We start from the raw sequence: 18,542 nt of genomic DNA, 5'->3' as shown, positions 1-18,542 counted from the left end.
GGCGACCGGGACGACGACATCGCGCTGCTCGCCGCCCGCTTCGACGGGATCGCACCCAGCGACGTGGCCTACTGGTTCCTGGAGCCGGATGACACGGCCCCCAGCCGGGCCCGACGTCTCGCCCGCCGCGCGCTCACCCGCTGGGGCATGGAGGAACTCACGGACTCCGTGGAACTACTGGTCAGTGAAATCGTGACTAATGCAGTGCGGTACGCCTCCCGGCCGGTCACCATGCGGCTGCTGCGCACGGACGTGCTGCGCTGCGAGGTCAGCGACGACGTGCCGCAACTCCCTCGGCTGCAGCAGACCCGCGTCACCGACGAGGCCGGACGTGGCCTGTACCTGGTGAATCGGCTGGCCCACCGCTGGGGCGCGACCCGGCTGAGCACTGGCAAGGTGGTCTGGTTTGAACTCAACCGGTGAGATTGGGCTGCCGCGAGTGTGGGAGACCAGGCAGCCCTCTGGCCAAAGTGTTCAGGCTCACTTCCTGCATGGCGCGCCCTATCAGCTCGGGGTCAGCGCCTGGCCCTGCTCATCCTGGGGTGGCAGCACCGCCGCGGGGGGCCATCAGATGCCTCTCTTTGGCGTCTCGGCGCAGTTTGGCCGGTCCCGCCCGGAAGCTGTGTCGTATGAGCAGGACCTGCCGGTCGGAGGCGTGACGAACGGCTGGGGGTACGGGTCCGGTGCCGGTGGTGCGGGCGGCGTGGCCACCGGGGGTGCGAGGTGTTGCGGGCGTTGGCGACGGGCAACTCGCAGCACGATCGCGGCGTACAGCAGGACGGTTGCCATGTCCGCGAGGGCGAGTTGCCAGGGTGCGTCGGCTGCGGTCTCGTCGGAGGACAGTCCGTCGACGACTGCGGCGGAGACGCCGAAGGCCAGCAGGTTGTTCAGGACGTGCAGGGCGATGGTGGCTTCGAGGCCGCCCGTGCGGATGGTCAGCCACCCCGCCACCAGGCCGAAGACAAGCAGGTCGATGAAGCCCCACGTGGTGCCCCAGCCGTGGGCGGTGGCGAACAGCGCGGCTTGGGGGAGTACGGCAAGCCACGGGGAGCGCAGGAAGGCGCCGACTGCCTGGGTCAACCAGCCCCGGAAGACGTATTCCTCGGCTGCGGCCTGTACCGGAACGAAGACGGCCAGGACGGCCAGGGAGACGAGGAACGATCGCCAGCCGACCCATGCCGCGGACGTTCCGGAAGCAGAACTGTCGTCCGGCAGAAAGATGGTGCTCAGCGCCAGAAGGGTCACGGGGAAGAGAGCGGCGAGCAGGCACCATGCCAGCCAGCGGATGCGCAGTCGTCCGGTAACCGAGGACAGGGTGCCGGCAGGTCGTCGCTCGGTCCACCGTACGGCGAGCAGGATGAGGGGCAGGGCGACCGCGAGGTACGTCAGGTCCAGTGCTGTGTTGCGCAGTGGGCCTAAGTCCACACCGCCGTCGGCTAGTTCCGGGTATCCGGCTGCTGTTCCGAGGGCGTAGGAGAAGGCGTACAGCAGGAGAACGAGCACGAGCCAGCTCGGGAGGAACAGCACGCTGCCGAGCACTGGCCGCCACCAGCGCTGCCGACTGGTGCGGCGGCCCATGCGGTGATACGCGAAGCCGGCGAGGTCCGGAGATGCAGTTGTCATGATCGCCAGCATCCCAACAGCGGAGTGCCGGGGCGTCCGCCCGAAGCAGGAGTGACCGCTCAGCCCAGGGGTGGATACTCCGGTCCCTTTCGAGACATCGGTACAGCGGACCGCTCCCGCCCGTGTTCCGGAAGCCACCACCAGCACCGGTGTGACGTTTTCGCGGGCCCCGCACGCTGTTGTCCACGGGAGTAACTCGGTGGGATATACGTGAGTTGAGCGGAACCTGAGGTTTCGGGGTGGCGGTAGCAGCCAGTCCGGTTTGTTCTTTCCGCCGGGCAGCTTGCCGTAGATCGTCCGGATCTGTCCGTCCGGTATGCGAAGAATCTCCTGAGTGCCCGTCCGGAGGCAAGGAAAGGTTCAGGGCATATGCGTCTCAACATCTGGAACTGATGATCGAAAGAGGGCTAGGTTCTTCACCGCCCCCGGCACAGACGCCCGGGGGTGCGGGCACCGCCATTTCCGACGCACACGGTTTCCAGGCCATCAGTGCACCGGGAGGCAGCGCCCGCACCGTCTTACCCGAAGGACCACGATAGTGAATCGTCGGCATATCCGCATGAGTGCGGTCGCTGCTCTTGCTGCCCTCACCCTGGGTGCCGCTGGTACCACGGCGGCGCAGGCGACCGAGCAGCGCCGGACGGCCGCTGCCGCCTCCGTCACCCCGGAGGAGTTCGACCCGGAGTTCGAGTTCTCCTCGCATGAGGCGTTCGTCAGCTATCTCGACTCCGCTGAGGGCCAGCAGCTCCTGAGAGAAGAAGGCCTCACCCAGGCGGAGATCGCTGCCGTCTACGCCGGCGACGACGTCGCTGCCAAGGGCTGGCTGGACAAGCTGAAGAAGAAGGCGCTGAAGAAGGCCTTCAAGGCGCTGCCCGACTCCTGGCAGAAGAAGCTGACGGACTGGGCGAAGAAGGGCAAGGGCTACTTCAAGGAGAAGTGGAACTCCCTTCCGGGCTGGGTGAAGAAGGCCCTGACCCTGGGGGGCGCGATCTCCGTCAAGACGGCCATCGAGTGGCTCATCGACATCATCCTGTGATGTACCGCTCCACCTGATGCGGCCCCTCCCCGGGGGCTGTAACACCCATGTGCGCCCCACGGTTGTTCCCCCTGCCGTGGGGCGCACGTCCATGCCGACACCTACCACGCTTCGGAGGCATCCCATGATCGATTCCAGTAGCTCTGAGAGGGTTCGGGAGTTCAGCCCGGCTCAGTACATCGCCCCCTACCTCCTGCTTATCATCGGCAACGCCGGAGTGCAGAACGCGCCGACGAGTGATCGACCCGTGCTTTTCTGGGTGTTCACAGCGATCGCCGCACTCGGTGCCGTTTCCGCCGTCGTGCGCCTGAAGCGCATGTGGAACACCCATCAGCGCCGTACCCTGCCCGCGTGGACACGATTCCTCGGCCTGCTCCTCACTCTGTACGGCCTGTACGTCGCCTACTGCATCATCGACGGCATGGGCGCATAGAACTCGGGATCGGCCCCTCCAACACCATCGCGGCCGCCCCTCCAGCCAGCTCGACCAGCCCGGCGGTGTCCTCGCCGTCGGCTCCGACCAGGGTCCCGACTGGCTCCGGCCGCTGCCGGTCGAGGCCCTGCACGGCATCGGCCCGCGCCAGGCGCAGATGCTGCGCGAATACGGCATCTACAGCGTCGGCCTGCTCGCCGCCGTCCCGGCCGCCACCGTGCAGCGTCTGTTGGGCGGCCGCGCCGGCCGCCTGGCCGCCGACCGGGCCCGCGGCATCGGCCCGCGCCGTTACCCTGCCGCTGACGTTCGCCGACGGCAGCCCCCGGTGGGAGAAGACCCGCCGCCTGGCCGAACCCTCCGCCCACGACGACGAACTGCACACCCTGGACTACCAGTTGTTGGACACCGCCGGTCTCCAACGCGGCCGGCTCACGGGGATCGCCCTCAGGGGCGAGGACCTCGTCGACGCCGGTCAGGTCGCCCCCAGCAGATCAGCCTCGATGACGCCCGTGAAGACCGGCTCGTGGCCGAAGCCGCCGTCGACCGCGTCTGCGAGCGGTGAGGCCGGTGCTGCTTGATCCGCCGGGATGGAGGACGTGGCCTCAGGCGCTGCCGCATTGGCCGTACGGGCAGGCCGTCGAACAGGCCCTCACCGACCGGGCATTCCGCCGGGCACCGTCCGGGCCGACCGGACATCTCGCGCCTACCACCAGGTCGATCGTCGCCAGACGTGGCATCCGCAACCATCTGCCTGAGGAAACCGGCCAGCAGCGCTCCCATACCCTCTCGGCCGGACAACCGCACCGCGGTCAGGAGACGGACCTTGTCCTGCGGCACGGGCAGGAGTTGGCGGGGCAGTTGCACCATGATGCCGTCCACAGCGCCGGTGTCCGCTTCTGCCCAACCGTGCCAGGGGCGCGAGGTGTCGTAGAGCGTCATCTCGCCCGCGGAGCTTGTAGTGTCGCAGCCTCCCGCCCGAAATCCGGGCAAGTGGTGGTGACCGGCAGAGAGTTGACGAACAGCTACGAGTGCGCCTGCGGCACCTGGGCCCGCATCACCCACAAGGACACTCTCGCCCAGCACCGCATGCCGGAGGGGGAGCGCTGCCCGCTGTCCGGGGAGCCGATAAGCACTCCAGCCACTCCCCGCCCCGCCGTGAAAGGGCTGCTGCGCATGGTGCCGCCCGCGCTAACCCAAGGGTGGCGGGCGGAGTCGGCCCCCAGCAGCAGTGGTTCCAGCGTGTACGCGATCCCGGCTGGCCTGCCCGGTCACGGCCGAAGGCGACGCTGACCACCTGCTGGCCGCCGCCCCGGCTGACGGACCCGCGCCCGTTTCGCGCCCCGGCCTGGTGTGTCACGCTGTGAGATCTGTGAGGCTCACAGGCCGTTTCCCCTGAGGTTGTGAGGCGCAGCTCGCGCCCGTGTGGCTCCTGACATGCGATCTTGGTCCGTTTGGTAAGTGATCTTGACCGGTTTGGGGAGCGCAAAAGATCACAGTGTTCCTCCGCGCCTGACGACGGCCGCGCCAGGGTTTCATTCCGGGACCCGGACCAGCATCGGGCAGGAGCGCCCGGACTCTGCTCCGTCGCGAGGGAGTCGATGCCCAGGATGCGGACGCGGAGGCGGGTCCTGCGCGCTGGCCCGAGTGAGCGCCCGCCCGGCGTGCTCGCCCGCCGGGGCCAGGAGTCTCCGGATTTGGCTCCGGCACACCGAGACGGCGTCGGGAAGGATAAAGAGCATTTCTTTCTCCCCGCACACCCTGGGCCCGATCGGCTACGGGTTTCCAGCAGCGAAGGCGTCGCGCCGCGCCTTGCGGGCGTCGCGCATCGCCCGTCGCTCCTCGGGCTGCACGTACAGGATGTGGACGGCCTCGGCGATCAGGCCGGCGACGTCGGCGACCTCCTCGGCGGAGAACTCCAGGCCATCGTGCAGGCTCCAGTTGCCGAGGAAGCGGGCCTCGTGGAGGTCCTCCACAATCTCTTGGGTGACGCCCCGGTTGACCAGGTCATTGATCTTGCTGGCGAGGTTGTTGCCCTCGGCGCCGAGGTCCTTGCAGATCTCCTCGACGGCAGCCCGATACATCGCCCCCGCCGCGCGGTATGCCTCGGCGGCCTCCGCCCGCGCGCCCTCCGCGAACAGGTCGCGCACCGTGTTCGGGACGGAGGTGTGCAGCTCGCGCGGCTGCCGCTCCGGCCAGACCTGGATCACCCGAAGCACATCACCGGTCTTTCCGTCTTCGTTGAAGCGGATCAGCTGGTGCAGGACCACGGTCTTGCTGCAGTGCCCGCAGATGGCGGGAATCTGCCGCAGCCAGGTGCGCATCCCGTATTTGATCTGATGCTCGACAGACGGGTGCTCGGTCTGAGGATGCGGCCAGATGTAGGTGCTAAGTCCGGAGTTTCGGACCGAGAAGCCGGTGTTCAGGTGGCAGTTCGGGCACAGGCCCGGGGGGACGAGGCCGTTCTGGTCAACGGTGAGACTGGTCATGGTCCAGGGATAGCGGACCGCCGGGGTATTCGGCAGCGAGTTTCCTGTCCCGGTCCACCATGCTCTGAGCTGGGCGGTCAAACTCACCTGGCAAACAGTCAAGATTATCTGTCAGAGGTCACCGTGCTTTCGCACACCCTGGTCCGGCCCGCCGACGCGGAGGACGATGGAGTCATGGGCGTGCACGACCAGGACCAGGGCGACGTCGCCGAACCAGCGCGGCCGCCGCTGAGTGCGGCCCGCGCCCGGGAGATGACGGTCGGGCTGCGCGAGGCGATGGACGACGTCCGGCGCTCCGTTGCGGTGCTCGTCGCTCGGGTCCGCGACGCGCACGCCGCCCGCGTCTGGTGCCGCTCAGGCATGGCAGCTGGGAGTCGTACTGCGCCGCGGAGTCGGCATCAGCCGCGCACAGGCGTACCGGCTGCTCGACGTCGCCCGCGCCCTCGCCGCGATACACGGCGCGGTCAGCGCCGGCACCGAGACGTCTCGCACGCGAGACACCGACTCGGCCACCGCGACCGCGCTCGACTACGGCCTGTCCCAGCGCGCCCTGATCGCCGTCGCCGGCCGTACCGCTGACGTCGCGGAGCTGATCACCTGTCCGACACCGAGGCGGCCGACGTCCTCGCCCAGCTCTGCGAGGAGATCGGCGAGCCCCTCGATCACGGCCTCGCCCCCGCCGCTACGCGATCTCTGGCGACCGGCGCGCCCTGCACGGCACCGTCCTCTGACGCCGCCGCTCGTGGACACCCGACTCCTGCTATGAGTCACACACCCTGTTTTCCCCTGGTGGGCGGGGAGCGCTGTGAGGCTGTCATATGTGAGGCGAGGTCGGGCAGGGCCCTGGTGCTGCTCCTGGTGGTGGTCGTCGGGTGGTGGCGCGGATGCAGCGCAGCATTTGCATGACGGCCGCCAGCAGCGTGCCGTCGCCGCCGCCGCCGACGTCCGTGACCGTGCCGAACCGGCCGAAGTCGAAGGCGTGCGGCAGCGCGGCGGCGGTCTCCGCGGTGGCCTGGCTCATCGCGGCGTTGAACTGCGCGGACAGCTCCGGTCGCCGGGCGAGGTGGCGGAAGAAGTCCGTGCCGAAGACGGTGTCGAACGCGACGTCACCGGTGCGGACGCTGTCGTCCAGGTGCTCCCAGGCGCGGATGATCGCCGGGTCGGTGAACATCCGCACGAAGGAGGTGAGCGAGCCGGGGCGGCCCGGGTCGAGGAGCGCGCCCGCGGGGGCCACGGCGAAGGTGCCGAAGCTGTGTTCCCTCAGCAGGCCGAGGCCCGCCAGGGCGCGCAGCAGCCGGGTCATGGGCTGGGGTTCGGCTCCGGCGTCGGCGGCCACGTCGGCTGCCGGGCGCGGGGTGTCGCCGATCAGCTCGACGACCCGCAGCCGGACGGCCGCGCGTACGGTCTGCGCGGCCATGCTGCCGAAGACGAGCCGTACGAGCAGGTCCCGGTCGGTCATGTCCGGTGCCGGGGCATGGGTGTCCGTCACAGGTCTTCCTCTCCTACGTGGTGTCGTCCGGTCAGCCGGCGGACGTCGCCCTGCCGGCGAGGGCGGTGGGCGTGCAGCCCGCGAACGTCAGTACGTCGCGGTGGAGATGGGGCTGGTCGACGTAGCCGCAGGCCAGGGCGACGTCGGCGGCGTTCTCGCCCGCGGTGAGGGCGCGGGCGGCGTGGTCGAAGCGGACCAGCATGGCGGCGCGCTTCGGGGTCAGGCCGATCTGGGCGCTGAACCGGGACCACAGCCGCTTGCGGCTCCAGCCGCAGGCCGCGGCGAGGTCGCCGATCCGCACGCGTCCGCGCCGGGCCACGATGGTGTCCCAGGCGGCGGCCACCTCGGGCGCCATCGCCGGTGCCCGCGCGGCCCGTCCGGCGAGGAACTCGTCGACCAGCGTGAGCCGTTCCTGCCAGGCCGGGGCGTCGGTCAGCCGCTCCGGCAGTTGTCGCTCGTCCCGTCCCCAGAGGCCCTCCAGGCCGGTGACGGAGCCGTCCAGCTCGCGCGGGGAGACGCCCAGGAGGGCATAGGCGGCCCGGGGCGACAGGCGCATCTCGACGCACTCGACGCCCTCGGCGCGGATCCGGGCCGGGCCGGGTGTCAGTGCGGCGGCGAAGCTCGGCAACTCCTCGTGCCCCCGGGCACCTGCCACCGAGAACGGGCTCTCCCCGAGCCCGATGACGACGACCACCGCCGGTTGCGGAAGCACCCGCAGGTCCAGCCCGGCGGCGGCCCGCTCACGGAACCCGGCCATACGGACGCCGTCGAGTGACAGGCCGTCGCGGGGGAGGACGACGTCCCAGCCGGGCTCGCTCTCCGCTTCGTAACTGCGCATGTCCCTACGGTCGCCGACCCGGCCGCTCCTGTCTTGGACGAAAGTTCCGCACCGGCTGCCGCCGGGGCGTCACGGACGTCTGAGCAAACGGTTCAGCGCCCGGCCGAACACGTACCGGGCCGAGGACCGCAGCACGCCGTCGAAGAGCGACGGCAGCAGCCGGATCCGGATCTCCTCCCGCCAGACGACCCGGGCACGCCCCCCGGGCCCCGGCCGCACCTCCAGCTCCGCCCAGCCCAGCACCACCCGGCCCCGCTTCTCCAGGCGGCACATCCCCGGAGCCCCGTCCTCCGGCGGCTGCCACACCGTGACCTCCATCGGGTCCTCGAAGGCCAGCGGCCCGACACCCGTCCGGGCCACGACGACGGTGCCGGGGCCGGTGAGCGCGGGCGGCACCACCGAGACCCGCGTCAACGGCACCACCTCACCGTGCCGCCGCCACTGCGTGACCCGCCGCCACGCCTCGTCGAGGGGGAGCGGGACCGTGCGTTGGAGCAGGATGTTCACCACGTCACGATCGTAGGGACTCCCCACAGCTCGGCACCCCGCTCGCCCCCTGCTCACCCACTCGGCCCAGCCGGGCGGTCGCGCGGCACGCGTGGACGGAAGAGGCCGATGACCGCTGCGGCTAGGGAGCCACCCGGGCCACCGCCCCCGTCTCCAGGGCCGCCCACACGGTGCCGTCCGGGGCCGTCGTGATGCCGTGCGGTTCGGAGTCGGGGGAGGGGAGGGGGTGTTCGAGGACCTTGCCTGAGGGGGTGAGCCGGCCGATGCGGTTGCTGCCCCACTCGGTGAACCAGCAGTCCCCGGGGGAGGTCGCGGTGATGGCGTGCGGGCGGGAGGTGCGGTCGGGGAGCGGGAACTCCTCGATCCGGCCGTCCGGGGAGGCCTTGCCGATCCGGCCCGCCGCGATCTCGACGAACCACAGGTCGGTGCCGTCGCTGGTGATGCCGACCGGGGCGGCGTCCGGGGTGGGCAGCGGGTACAGGCGGATGTCGCCGTCGACGGTGACGCGGCCGATGGCGTTGGCCTGGTTGAGCGTGAACCACAGGGCGCCGTCCGGGCCCTGGGTGATCGCCGAGGGGAACGCGCCCGTCACGGGGAGGGCGAACTCGGTGATCTCCCCGTCCGTCGTCAGACGGCCGATGCGGTCCGTGTTCATCTGGGTGAACCAGATCGCGCCGTCCGGACCCGCCGTGATGCCGTAGGGTCCGCAGTCGGGCGTCGGCAAGGCGAACGATCCGGTCTCGCCGTCGACCGTGACGCGGTCGATCCGGTGGTCCGCGAAGCGGGTGAACCACAGGGCCCCGTCCGGTCCGGGCGTGATGACCGTGGGGCGGCAGGACGGCGAGTCCAGCGCGTACTGGGTGAGCTCGCCGTCCAAGGTGAGACGCCCGACCCGGCCACGGTGGACGAGGGTGAGCCACAGCGCTCCGTCCGGCCCGGCCGTGATGCCGTACGGCCCGGCGTCCTGGTCCGCCACGGCGAACTCCTGGACGACCGGGGTGTCAGAGTGCGACAACGGATCTCCCTTCAACGCCCTGGGGGTGCCCGCACCCTCCCGGCGCGCGACAGCGGCCGCAACTCCTTTTCCGGGCCGGAGCGTTGCGCCGTCCTACCGGTACACCTTCCCCGGCTCCGCCTTTCCGGGCGCCAGCAACTGCGGCACCGTCACGAACGCGTACCCCCGCTCCTTGAGCGCGTCGATGATCCCCGGCACCGCCGGCACCGTGCCGTCGTAGATGTCGTGCAGCAGGATGATCCCGTCCCGGGACGCCTGGGCGAGGACGCGGCGGGTGATCAGGTCCGAGTCGGTCGTCCGGTAGTCCTTGGCCGTCACGCTCCACAGCACCTCGGCGAGGCCCAGCTCGCGGCAGATCTCGTGCACGGTGTCGTCGGTGCGGCCCTGCGGCGGTCGCATCAGGGTCGGGCGCTGTCCGGTGAGGCGCTCTATCTCCTGGTTGGGGCGCTCCAGCTCCTCGCGTATCTCCTCGGGTCTCAGCCGGGTGAGGACCTTGTGGTCCCAGGTGTGGCCGGCCACCTCGTGGCCCTCGTCCGCCATCCGCCGCACCAGCTCCGGGTACTTCTCGATGTGCCGCTTGCCGAGCAGGAAGAAGGTCGCCGGGACCTGTTTCTCCTTCAGGACGTCCAGCAGGCGTGCCGAGTGCTCGCTCGGCCCCGCGTCGAAGGTCAGCGCGATGCACTTGGCCTCACGGCAGTCGACGGTGCCGAAGGGGGCTGCCTGGATGTCCGCCGCCGCCCGGGCCCGGACGGCGCTGGGAGCCGTGGTGTCGGGCCCTGAGCAGCCGCCCAGGGCCAGTGCCAGGGCGGCGGTCGCCGCGAGCGTCCCGGCCGTTCGGAACGCGGTCCCCGTTTTCTTCGTCTTCCTGGTCGGAATCTTCTTGGTCAGAGAAGGCATGCCGGGACTATACACAGCGTGTATACGCACAGTTCATAGGTTTCGTACTTCTCGTCTGGTTACCCGCGCCGCCACGCAAGTGAAAGCCAGTGGGAGGAGAGACCCGTGAGCGGAGACGCCTGGCGCCGGGCCCTGGTGACCGGCGGAGCCGGATTCGTGGGGTCCCATCTGTGCGCGCGGCTGCTCGACTCCGGCACGGAGGTGGTGTGCCTGGACAACCTGTCCACCGGGCCCCGCACCAACGTGGTCGACCTGGAGCGACGGCCCGGCTTCCGCTTCGTGCGCGGCGACGCCACCGACCCGGCGGCCTGGCAGGCGCTGCCCGGCCGGTTCGACCTCGTCCTGCACTTCGCGTGTCCCGCCTCGCCCGCCGACTACCTGCGGCTACCGCTGGAGACCCTCGACGTCGGCAGCACCGGCACCCGCCACGCGCTGGAACGGGCCCACGCCGACGGCGCCCGCTTCGTCCTCGCCTCCACCTCCGAGGTGTACGGCGACCCGCTGGAGCACCCGCAGCGCGAGACGTACTGGGGCAACGTCAACCCGATCGGCCCGCGCAGCGTCTACGACGAGTCCAAGCGGTTCGCCGAGGCCCTGGTCACCGCCCACCGCGGGGCGCGCGGCACCGACACCGCCATCGTCCGCATCTTCAACACCTACGGCCCCCGCATGCGCACCGGCGACGGCCGCGCCGTCCCCACCTTCATCGCGCAGGCCCTGGACGGCATGCCCCTGACCGTCGCCGGCGACGGCGGGCAGACGCGCTCGCTGGCTTACGTCGACGACACCGTGGACGGTGTGCTCGCCCTGGCCGCCTCCGCCGAGACCGGGCCGGTGAACATCGGCGGCGGCGACGAGATCACGATGCTGGAGCTGGCCCGCCGGATCGTGGAGATCACCGGTTCCGCCTCCCGCATCCGGTTCGTGGACCGCCCCGTCGACGACCCGGGCCGGCGCCGCCCCGACACCCGGCTGGCCCGGGAACGGCTCGGCTGGCGCCCCCGGGTCGGCTGGAGCGAGGGGCTGGAACGGACCATTGGCTGGTTCTCACGGTCCGTGGCCGCCTGAGCCGGTCACCTCACGTCTCTCGCCAGGCCACAGAGGGTGACAAATCGTAACAAACACTGCCAGCTGGCTCCAAGTGTTTGAGACAGCTGAGGTGCGGCACTCGGCAGCACCGTAGTCCCCCACACGAACCACGGGACGGAGCAGAACCCCCATGCGCATCCTCGGTATCAACGCCCTGTTCCACGACCCGGCCGCCGCCCTCGTCGTCGACGGGGAGACGGTGGCGGCCGCCGAGGAGGAGCGCTTCAGCCGGCGCAAGCACGGCAAGCGCCCGCTGCCGTTCTCCGCGTGGGAGCTGCCCGAGCTGTCCGCCCGCTGGTGCCTGGAGCGGGCGGGCCTGCGCCCCGGCGACCTGGACGCCGTCACCTACTCCTTCGACCCGAAACTCGCCCGGCCGGCCCGCGACATGGGCCTGGACGACCCCTGGGACCCGCTCCGCCTGGAGTACGCGCGCCGCGCCCCCGAGTTCCTCGCCGAGGCCCTGCCCGGCCTCGATCCCGAGCGGGTCGTCTTCGTCCCCCACCACGTCGCGCACGCGGCCTCCGCCGGGCCCGCCTCCCCGCACTCCGACAGCGCCGTCCTCGTCCTGGACGGCCGCGGCGAGGCCGCCTCACACCTGGCCGGCCGCTACCGCGACGGCAAGCTCGACACCCTCGCCACCCAGGCGCTGCCCGACTCCCTCGGCCTGGTCTACGAGGAGCTCACCGAACACCTCGGGTTCCTGCGCAGCAGCGACGAGTACAAGGTGATGGCCCTCGCCTCCTACGGCACCCCGCGCTTCCTGCCGCAGTTGCGGCAGTACATCCACCCCACCGGCCACGGCGGCTTCCGCGCCCACGGCGTCGACTGGCCGGCCTTCGCCCCGCCCCGCGCCAAGGGCGAACCCTGGAACCAGGACCACGCCGACCTCGCCGCGAGCACCCAGGCCGTCCTGGAAGAGGTCCTGCTGGAGCTCGTGCACTGGCTGCACCGCGAGGCCGGCGGCGAGGCACTGACGATGGCCGGGGGCGTCGCCCTCAACTGCGTCGCCAACTCGAAGATCGCGGCCAAGGGCCCGTACCGGGACGTGTGGGTGCAGCCCGCCGCCGGGGACGCCGGCACCGCCCTCGGCGGAGCCCTGCACCTGGCCGCGTCGGAGAGCGGACAGCCCGGCCCCATGCCCGGTGCCGACCTCGGCCGCGGCTGGAGCGACGACGAACTGCGCGCCTGGCTCGACACGGCGGCGATCCCCTACGACAAGCCCGACGACATCGCCGAGACCGTGGCCGAGGAACTGGCCCGGGACGGTGTCGTCGCCTGGTTCCAGGGCCGCAGCGAGTACGGGCCGCGCGCCCTCGGGCACCGCTCCCTGCTCGCCCACCCCGGCCGCGCCGAGAACCTGGAACGCCTCAACCACGTCAAGGGCCGTGAGGAGTTCCGGCCCGTCGCCCCGATGGTCCTCGCCGACCGCGCCGCCGACCTGTTCTCCGGCGGCCCGCTGCCCAGCCCGTACATGCTGTTCGTGCACGACGTCGCACAGCGGTGGCGGGACCGCGTCCCGGCCGTCGTGCACGTCGACGGCACCGCCCGCATCCAGACCGTCGAGGACCGGCGAGAACCGCTGGTGGCGCGGATGCTGCGGGCCTTCGAGCGGCGGACCGGGCTGCCCGTGGTCGTCAACACCAGCCTCAACACCGCCGGGCGGCCCATGGTCGACGACCCGCGCGACGCCCTGGAGTGCTTCGGCTCCGCGCCCGTCGACCTGCTGGCCATCGGGCCGTACGCGGTCCGCCGCGGGCGGGCCTTCGACGCGGGGAGGGCAGCGGCATGACCTCGTACGCCGTCGTCATCCCCACCCTGGTACGGGACACCCTCGCCGACTGTCTCGCCGCGCTCGCCGCCGCGACCGGGCCGCTCCCCGAGCAGATCGTCCTCGTCGACGACCGGCCCGACCCCGAACCCGGACAGCTGGAACACCCGTTGAGCGTCCTCGGCGACCTGCGGGAGCGCACCACCGTGCTCACGGGCGGCGGGCGGGGCCCCGCCGCCGCCCGCAACACCGGGCTGCGGGCGGTGACCGCGCCGTGGACCGTGTTCCTGGACGACGACGTCCAGATCGGGCCGCACTGGTGCGACCAACTGGCGGAGGACCTCGCCGAGGCGTCCCCCGACATCGCGGGTGTCCAGGGCGTCATCGCCGTCCCGCTGCCCGGCGAACGCCGCCCCACCGACTGGGAACGCGGCACCGCGGGACTCGCCCGCGCCCACTGGATCACCGCCGACATGGCCTACCGCACCGAGGCGCTCAAGCAGGTCGGCGGCTTCGACGAACGCTTCCGGCGCGCCTTCCGCGAGGACGCCGACCTGGCGCTGCGCCTCCTCGACGCGGGCTGGCGCATCCGGCAGGGCCGCCGTACCACCCGCCACCCCGTCCGCCCCGCCTCCCGCTGGGTGTCCGTGCGGCAGCAGCGCGGCAACGCCGACGACGCCCTCATGCGGCATCTGCACGGACCCGACTGGTGGGACAAGGCGGTCGCGCCGCGCGGCCGGATCCGCAAGCACGCGGCGATCACCACCGCGGGCGTCGCCGCGTGCGCCCTCGCCGCCACCGGACACGGCCGGGCCGCCGCGGCCTGCGCGCTCGGCTGGGCGGCCGGCACGGCGGAGTTCGCCCGGGCCCGCATCGCCCCCGGCCCGCGCACCCGCCAGGAGGTGACGACCATGGTGGCGACCAGCGTGCTCATCCCGCCCGCCGCGACCTGGCACCGGCTGACCGGTGCCTTGCGATACCGCCATGCCCCCTCCTGGCAGGAGGTGGCACGATGAGCCCGGTCAAGGCCGTGCTGTTCGACCGCGACGGCACCCTGGTCGAGGACGTCCCCTACAACGCCGACCCCGACCGCGTACGCCCCGTCGAGGGCGCCCGCGAGGCGCTCGGACTGTTGCGCGAACGCGGTATCCGCACCGGAGTCGTCACCAACCAGTCCGGTGTCGCGCGCGGACTGCTCACCGACGCCGACGTCCGCCGCGTCAACGACCGCGTCGACGAACTCCTCGGCCCCTTCGAGGTGTTCGCCGTCTGCCCGCACGGCCCCGACGACGGCTGCCACTGCCGCAAGCCCCAGCCCGGCATGGTCCTGTGGGCGGCCGGGCGGATCTGCACCGCCCCCGCCGACCTCGTCGTCATCGGCGACATCGGCGCCGACGTGGAGGCCGCCCGCCGCGCCGGCGCCCACGGCATCCTCGTCCCCACCGCCCAGACCCGGCCCGAGGAGACCGCGGCCGCGGACCATGTCGCCCCGGACCTGCTGACCGCCGTCCGGGCCGTACTGGAGGGGCCGCCGAGGGGCCGCGTCCTCGCCGACGAACGCCCGATCCAGGAGGCCTTCACGGCCGCCCCGGGGCAGGGGAGGGACGCGTGAAGGCACTCGTCACCCGCCTCGACAGCTTCGGCGACGTCCTGCTCGCCGGACCCGCGATCCGCGCGGTCGCCGCCCGCGCCGACACCGTCACCCTGCTGTGCGGACCGCGCGGCGCGCCCGCCGCCCGGCTGCTGCCGGGCGTCGACGACATCCTCGTGTGGGACGCGCCCTGGGTGGGCTTCACGCCCCCGCCCGTCGGCCGCGGCGAGGTCGACCAGCTCCTCGACACCATCGACGCCGACACCGCACTCGTCCTCACCTCCTTCCACCAGTCACCCCTGCCGGCCGCCCTGCTGCTGCGCCTGGCCGGCGTGGACTTCATCGCCGCCGACAGCGAGGACTACCCCGGCTCCCTCCTCGACGTGCGCCACCACCGCGCCCCGCACGCCCACGAAGTGGAGGCCGCGCTCGACCTCGCCGAGGCCGCCGGGTTCCCGCCGGCCGACGACGGCCGGCCGCGGGTGCTCCCGCCGCCCGCCACCACCGGGCTCTCCGGCCCGGAGCCGTACGTCGTCCTGCACCCCGGCGCCAGCGTCCCCGCCCGCGCGTGGAGCCCCGGGCGCTGCGCCGAGGCGGTGCGCGAACTGGCCGCCGCCGGGCACCGCGTGGTGGTGACCGGCAGCGCGGGGGAGAGCGACCTGACCGCGCACGTCGCGGGCGCGCACGCCCTCGACCTCGGCGGCCGTACCGGAGCCGCGGAACTGACCGGCGTCCTCGCCGGCGCCTCCGTCGTCGTCACCGGCAACACCGGACCCGCCCACCTCGCCGCCGCCGTCGGCATCCCGGTGGTGTCCCTGTTCTCCCCGGTCGTCCCCGCCGAGCGCTGGCGGCCGTACGGCGTCCCGTACGTGCTGCTCGGCGACCAGGACGCCCCGTGCGCGGACAGCAGGGCACGGGAGTGCCCCGTGCCCGGTCATCCCTGCCTGGACACCGTCACCGCGCACGACGTGGTGACCGCCGTCGAGAAGCTGATGGGGGAGACATGAGGATCCTCCTCTGGCACGTGCACGGGTCGTGGACCACCGCGTTCGTGCAGGGCCCGCACACCTACCTCGTCCCCGTCACCCCCGACCGGGGCCCCGACGGGCTCGGCCGCGCCCGCACCTGGGACTGGCCCGACACGGTCGTGGAAGTGCCGCCGGAGCGGCTGCGGAACGAGGACATCGACGTCGTCGTGCTGCAACGCCCCCACGAACTCGACCTGGTCGACCGGTGGCTGGGCCGCCGCCCGCCGCTGGTGTACCTGGAGCACAACGCCCCGCACGGCGACGTGCCCGACACCCGCCACCCGGCAGCGGACATCCCCGGCGTCACCCTCGTCCACGTCACGCACTTCAACCGGCTGATGTGGGACGCCGGCGCGGTGCCCGGCACCGTCATCGAGCACGGCATCGTCGACCCGGGGCCGCTGTGGACCGGGGAGCTCGAACGCGCCGCCGTCGCCGTCAACGAGCCGCTGCGGCGCGGCCGTACCACCGGCACCGACCTGCTGCCCGCCTTCGCCGAGGCGGCCCCGCTGGACGTCTTCGGCATGGGCACCGACGGCCTCGCCGACCGGCTCGGCATTCCCGCCGACCGCTGCCGCTCCCACGAACTCACCCAGGCCGGACTCCACTCGGCCATGGCGCGGCGACGCGTCTACGTCCACCCCGTCCGCTGGACCTCCCTCGGCCTGTCCCTGCTGGAGGCGATGCACCTCGGCATGCCCGTCGTCGCGCTCGCCACCACCGAGGTCACCGAGGCCGTACCGCCCGGCGCCGGAGTGGTCTCCAACCGGATCGACGAACTGACCCGCGCCGTACGGGACTTCGTCGCCGACCCGCTGCACGCGCGCATGGTCGGCGAGGGAGCACGGGCGGCGGCGCTCGCCCGCTACGGGCTGTCCCGCTTCCTGGACGACTGGGAGCGGCTGCTGAAGGAGGTGGCCCGATGAGGATCGCCATGGTGTCCGAGCACGCGAGTCCCCTCGCCGCGCTCGGCGGCGTCGACGCCGGCGGCCAGAACGTGTACGTGGCCCGCCTGAGCGAGGAACTGGCGCGGCGGGGCCACGACGTGACGGTCTACACCCGCCGTGACGCGGCCGGCCTGCCCGACCGGGTGCCGCTGCCCGGCGGCGCCGCCGTCGAGCACGTGCCCGCGGGGCCGGCCGAGCCCGTCCCCAAGGACGAACTGTTCCCGTACATGCCCGGCTTCGGCGCCTGGCTGGCGCGCGCCTGGGCCCGTGAGCGGCCGGACGTGGTGCACGCCCACTTCTGGATGTCCGGCATGGCCTCCCGGATCGGCGCCCACCCGCACGGCGTGCCCGTCGTGCAGACCTTCCACGCCCTGGGCACCGTCAAGCGCCGCCACCAGGGCCGGCTCGACACCAGCCCGCCCGAACGCGTCGGCATCGAACGGCAGATCGGCCGCGGCTGCGCCCGCGTCCTGGCCACCTGCACCGACGAGGTGCACGAACTGGCCGAGCTGGGCGTGCCGCGCCGGCAGGTGTCCGTGGTGCCCTGCGGCGTGGACGCCGAGCACTTCCGGCCCGGGGTACGGCCCGACGGCGTCCCGGCACGCCGCGCACGGCACCGGCTGCTCGCCTGCGGCCGGCTCGTCCCGCGCAAGGGCTACGACCAGGCCGTACGGGCCCTCGCCAAGATCCCGGACGCCGAACTCCTCATCGCGGGCGGACCCGCCGCGGACCGGCTCGCCGACGACGCCGAGGCGCGGCGGCTGCGGCGGCTCGCGCGGAGCACCGGCGTGGCCGACCGGGTGCGGCTGCTCGGCGCGGTCGACCCGGCCGGCATGCCCGCCCTGATCGGCAGCGCGGACCTGGTGCTGTGCACCCCGGTCTACGAGCCGTTCGGCATCGTGCCGCTGGAGGCGATGGCCTGCGGCGTGCCCGTCGTCGCCACCGACGTCGGCGGCCACCGCGACAGCGTCGCCGAGGGCACCACGGGCCGGCTCGTCCCGCCGCAGGACCCCGAGTCGATCGCGGGCGCCGTGCGCGAACTCCTCACCGACGACGCGCTGCGCCGCCGCTACGGCAGCGCCGGCCGCGAACGCGTCCTCACCCACTACACCTGGCGGCGTGTCGCCGACGGCGTGGAGCAGGTCCACCGCCAGGTCCTCGCCGGACCCGCACAGCAGAAGGAGGTGGCGTGATGACCGTGCACCCGCCCGTCACCGGGCACTGCGACGAACTCCAGGACGCCCTGACCGCGTTCCGCGCCTCGGCCCACCTCACACAGCGGTGGGGCGAGCGCCTCGCGGCCGTGCTCACCGGCGGCGGCCGGTTGCTGGCCGCGGGCAACGGCGGCAGCGCCGCCCAGGCCCAGCACCTGACCGCCGAACTCGTCGGCCGCTACCGCGACGACCGGCCGCCGTTCTCCGCGCTCGCCCTGCACGCCGACACCTCCAGCACCACGGCCATCGCCAACGACTACGGCGTGGACGAGGTGTTCGCCCGTCAGGTCCGCGCCCACGGCCGCCCCGGCGACGTCCTGGTGCTGCTGTCCACCAGCGGCGCCAGCGCCAACCTGCTGTCCGCGGCGGACGCCGCCCGCGCGGCCGGTGTGCGGGTGTGGGCCCTCACCGGGCCCGCGCCCAACCCGCTGATGGCGGGCAGCGACGAGTCCCTGTGCGTCGAGGCGCCGACCGGGGCCACCGTGCAGGAACTCCACCTGGTCGCGGTCCACATGGTGTGCGCGGCGTTCGACGCGGCGGTGGAACGGGGCACGTGGCGCGACGGCGACGGCGGGAGGTGA

18 protein-coding genes and 1 pseudogene are annotated in these 18,542 nt (G+C 72.5%); 11 read left to right on the top strand and 8 right to left on the bottom strand.

All coding sequences use genetic code 11. The annotated features are described in order from the left end of the window. Nucleotides 1-423 (top strand): ATP-binding protein (locus GTY47_RS04920; RefSeq protein WP_010039223.1); only part of this gene is annotated, 423 nt, incomplete at its 5' end. Nucleotides 424-567: 144 nt separating this feature from the next. Here the strand turns inward: GTY47_RS04920 and GTY47_RS04915 are convergent. Next, complete coding sequence (locus tag GTY47_RS04915; RefSeq protein WP_231911107.1) at nt 568-1,623, bottom strand: type II CAAX endopeptidase family protein; 1,056 nt, start codon at nt 1,621-1,623, stop codon at nt 568-570. 559 nt (nt 1,624-2,182) lie between these two features. On the opposite strand from GTY47_RS04915, the gene GTY47_RS04910 reads away from it, so the two are divergent. Next, nucleotides 2,183-2,659: a hypothetical protein gene (locus tag GTY47_RS04910; protein WP_010039219.1), complete on the top strand. Its 477-nt coding sequence runs from the start codon at nt 2,183-2,185 to the stop codon at nt 2,657-2,659. Between the two features lie 124 nt (nt 2,660-2,783). Beyond that, nucleotides 2,784-3,092 (top strand): hypothetical protein, encoded by a 309-nt coding sequence (locus GTY47_RS04905; RefSeq protein WP_010039216.1) that lies wholly within the window; start codon nt 2,784-2,786, stop codon nt 3,090-3,092. 1,772 nt (nt 3,093-4,864) lie between these two features. Here GTY47_RS04905 and GTY47_RS04895 read toward each other — a convergent pair. From GTY47_RS04895 to GTY47_RS04865, 7 genes and pseudogenes are all read right to left on the bottom strand, one after another. Beyond that, the gene (locus GTY47_RS04895) at nt 4,865-5,578 is read right to left on the bottom strand and encodes a DUF4145 domain-containing protein (RefSeq protein ID WP_040903049.1); all 714 of its coding nucleotides are present in this window, start codon (nt 5,576-5,578) and stop codon (nt 4,865-4,867) included. A gap of 111 nt (nt 5,579-5,689) precedes the next feature. Beyond that, entirely contained in the window at nt 5,690-5,911 is a 222-nt protein-coding gene (locus GTY47_RS04890; RefSeq protein ID WP_010039210.1) for a hypothetical protein, read from the bottom strand. Nucleotides 5,912-6,479: 568 nt separating this feature from the next. Further along, nucleotides 6,480-6,995, bottom strand: a pseudogene (locus GTY47_RS04885) (methyltransferase); the annotation flags it as partial. Between the two features lie 103 nt (nt 6,996-7,098). After that, nucleotides 7,099-7,905 carry a helix-turn-helix domain-containing protein gene (locus tag GTY47_RS04880; protein ID WP_010039203.1) on the bottom strand — a complete coding sequence of 269 codons (807 nt, stop codon included), beginning with the start codon at nt 7,903-7,905 and terminating at the stop codon, nt 7,099-7,101. A 69-nt stretch (nt 7,906-7,974) separates the two neighbouring features. Continuing rightward, nucleotides 7,975-8,415, bottom strand: a complete 441-nt coding sequence (locus GTY47_RS04875) for a hypothetical protein (protein ID WP_010039201.1) — start codon at nt 8,413-8,415, stop codon at nt 7,975-7,977. A gap of 118 nt (nt 8,416-8,533) precedes the next feature. Beyond that, nucleotides 8,534-9,427 carry a hydrolase gene (locus tag GTY47_RS04870; protein ID WP_010039198.1) on the bottom strand — a complete coding sequence of 298 codons (894 nt, stop codon included), beginning with the start codon at nt 9,425-9,427 and terminating at the stop codon, nt 8,534-8,536. A gap of 93 nt (nt 9,428-9,520) precedes the next feature. Beyond that, nucleotides 9,521-10,324 carry a polysaccharide deacetylase family protein gene (locus GTY47_RS04865; RefSeq protein ID WP_010039197.1) on the bottom strand — a complete coding sequence of 268 codons (804 nt, stop codon included), beginning with the start codon at nt 10,322-10,324 and terminating at the stop codon, nt 9,521-9,523. A 105-nt stretch (nt 10,325-10,429) separates the two neighbouring features. On the opposite strand from GTY47_RS04865, the gene GTY47_RS04860 reads away from it, so the two are divergent. From GTY47_RS04860 to GTY47_RS04825, 8 genes are all read left to right on the top strand, one after another. Further along, on the top strand, nt 10,430-11,392 hold the full coding sequence (locus GTY47_RS04860; RefSeq protein ID WP_010039194.1) for an NAD-dependent epimerase/dehydratase family protein: 963 nt from the start codon (nt 10,430-10,432) through the stop codon (nt 11,390-11,392). A gap of 151 nt (nt 11,393-11,543) precedes the next feature. After that, nucleotides 11,544-13,202 (top strand): carbamoyltransferase C-terminal domain-containing protein, encoded by a 1,659-nt coding sequence (locus tag GTY47_RS04855; RefSeq protein ID WP_010039192.1) that lies wholly within the window; start codon nt 11,544-11,546, stop codon nt 13,200-13,202. Then, nucleotides 13,199-14,197 carry a glycosyltransferase gene (locus GTY47_RS04850; protein WP_010039190.1) on the top strand — a complete coding sequence of 333 codons (999 nt, stop codon included), beginning with the start codon at nt 13,199-13,201 and terminating at the stop codon, nt 14,195-14,197. Before GTY47_RS04855 ends, GTY47_RS04850 begins: the two co-directional genes overlap by 4 nt. Continuing rightward, nucleotides 14,194-14,793, top strand: coding sequence for an HAD-IIIA family hydrolase (locus GTY47_RS04845; RefSeq protein ID WP_010039188.1), 600 nt, complete (start codon nt 14,194-14,196; stop codon nt 14,791-14,793). The genes GTY47_RS04850 and GTY47_RS04845 overlap by 4 nt, the downstream gene beginning before the upstream one ends. After that, complete coding sequence (locus GTY47_RS04840) at nt 14,790-15,779, top strand: glycosyltransferase family 9 protein (RefSeq protein WP_010039187.1); 990 nt, start codon at nt 14,790-14,792, stop codon at nt 15,777-15,779. The genes GTY47_RS04845 and GTY47_RS04840 overlap by 4 nt, the downstream gene beginning before the upstream one ends. Further along, a complete protein-coding gene (locus GTY47_RS04835) occupies nt 15,776-16,726 on the top strand; it encodes a glycosyltransferase (protein WP_010039184.1) in 951 nt (316 codons plus the stop codon). The genes GTY47_RS04840 and GTY47_RS04835 overlap by 4 nt, the downstream gene beginning before the upstream one ends. After that, on the top strand, nt 16,723-17,940 hold the full coding sequence (locus GTY47_RS04830; protein WP_010039182.1) for a glycosyltransferase: 1,218 nt from the start codon (nt 16,723-16,725) through the stop codon (nt 17,938-17,940). Before GTY47_RS04835 ends, GTY47_RS04830 begins: the two co-directional genes overlap by 4 nt. Next, nucleotides 17,940-18,542, top strand: coding sequence for an SIS domain-containing protein (locus GTY47_RS04825; protein WP_010039181.1), 603 nt, complete (start codon nt 17,940-17,942; stop codon nt 18,540-18,542). The genes GTY47_RS04830 and GTY47_RS04825 overlap by 1 nt, the downstream gene beginning before the upstream one ends.

The organism is Streptomyces sp. SID5464 (genome assembly GCF_009862985.1).
Classification (GTDB): domain Bacteria; phylum Actinomycetota; class Actinomycetes; order Streptomycetales; family Streptomycetaceae; genus Streptomyces; species Streptomyces chartreusis_D.
This window is presented reverse-complemented; position numbering and strand designations above follow the sequence as displayed.

Bases quoted from the DNA above. Each gene is read 5' to 3' on its own strand.
- GTY47_RS04915 (WP_231911107.1), bottom strand. From the start codon at position 1,623: ATGACAACTGCATCTCCGGACCTCGCCGGCTTCGCGTATCACCGCATG.
- GTY47_RS04910 (WP_010039219.1), top strand. From the start codon at position 2,183: ATGAGTGCGGTCGCTGCTCTTGCTGCCCTCACCCTGGGTGCCGCTGGT.
- GTY47_RS04905 (WP_010039216.1), top strand. From the start codon at position 2,784: ATGATCGATTCCAGTAGCTCTGAGAGGGTTCGGGAGTTCAGCCCGGCT.
- GTY47_RS04895 (WP_040903049.1), bottom strand. From the start codon at position 5,578: ATGACCAGTCTCACCGTTGACCAGAACGGCCTCGTCCCCCCGGGCCTG.
- GTY47_RS04880 (WP_010039203.1), bottom strand. From the start codon at position 7,905: ATGCGCAGTTACGAAGCGGAGAGCGAGCCCGGCTGGGACGTCGTCCTC.
- GTY47_RS04865 (WP_010039197.1), bottom strand. From the start codon at position 10,324: ATGCCTTCTCTGACCAAGAAGATTCCGACCAGGAAGACGAAGAAAACG.
- GTY47_RS04855 (WP_010039192.1), top strand. From the start codon at position 11,544: ATGCGCATCCTCGGTATCAACGCCCTGTTCCACGACCCGGCCGCCGCC.
- GTY47_RS04850 (WP_010039190.1), top strand. From the start codon at position 13,199: ATGACCTCGTACGCCGTCGTCATCCCCACCCTGGTACGGGACACCCTC.
- GTY47_RS04845 (WP_010039188.1), top strand. From the start codon at position 14,194: ATGAGCCCGGTCAAGGCCGTGCTGTTCGACCGCGACGGCACCCTGGTC.
- GTY47_RS04835 (WP_010039184.1), top strand. From the start codon at position 15,776: ATGAGGATCCTCCTCTGGCACGTGCACGGGTCGTGGACCACCGCGTTC.
- GTY47_RS04830 (WP_010039182.1), top strand. From the start codon at position 16,723: ATGAGGATCGCCATGGTGTCCGAGCACGCGAGTCCCCTCGCCGCGCTC.
- GTY47_RS04825 (WP_010039181.1), top strand. From the start codon at position 17,940: ATGACCGTGCACCCGCCCGTCACCGGGCACTGCGACGAACTCCAGGAC.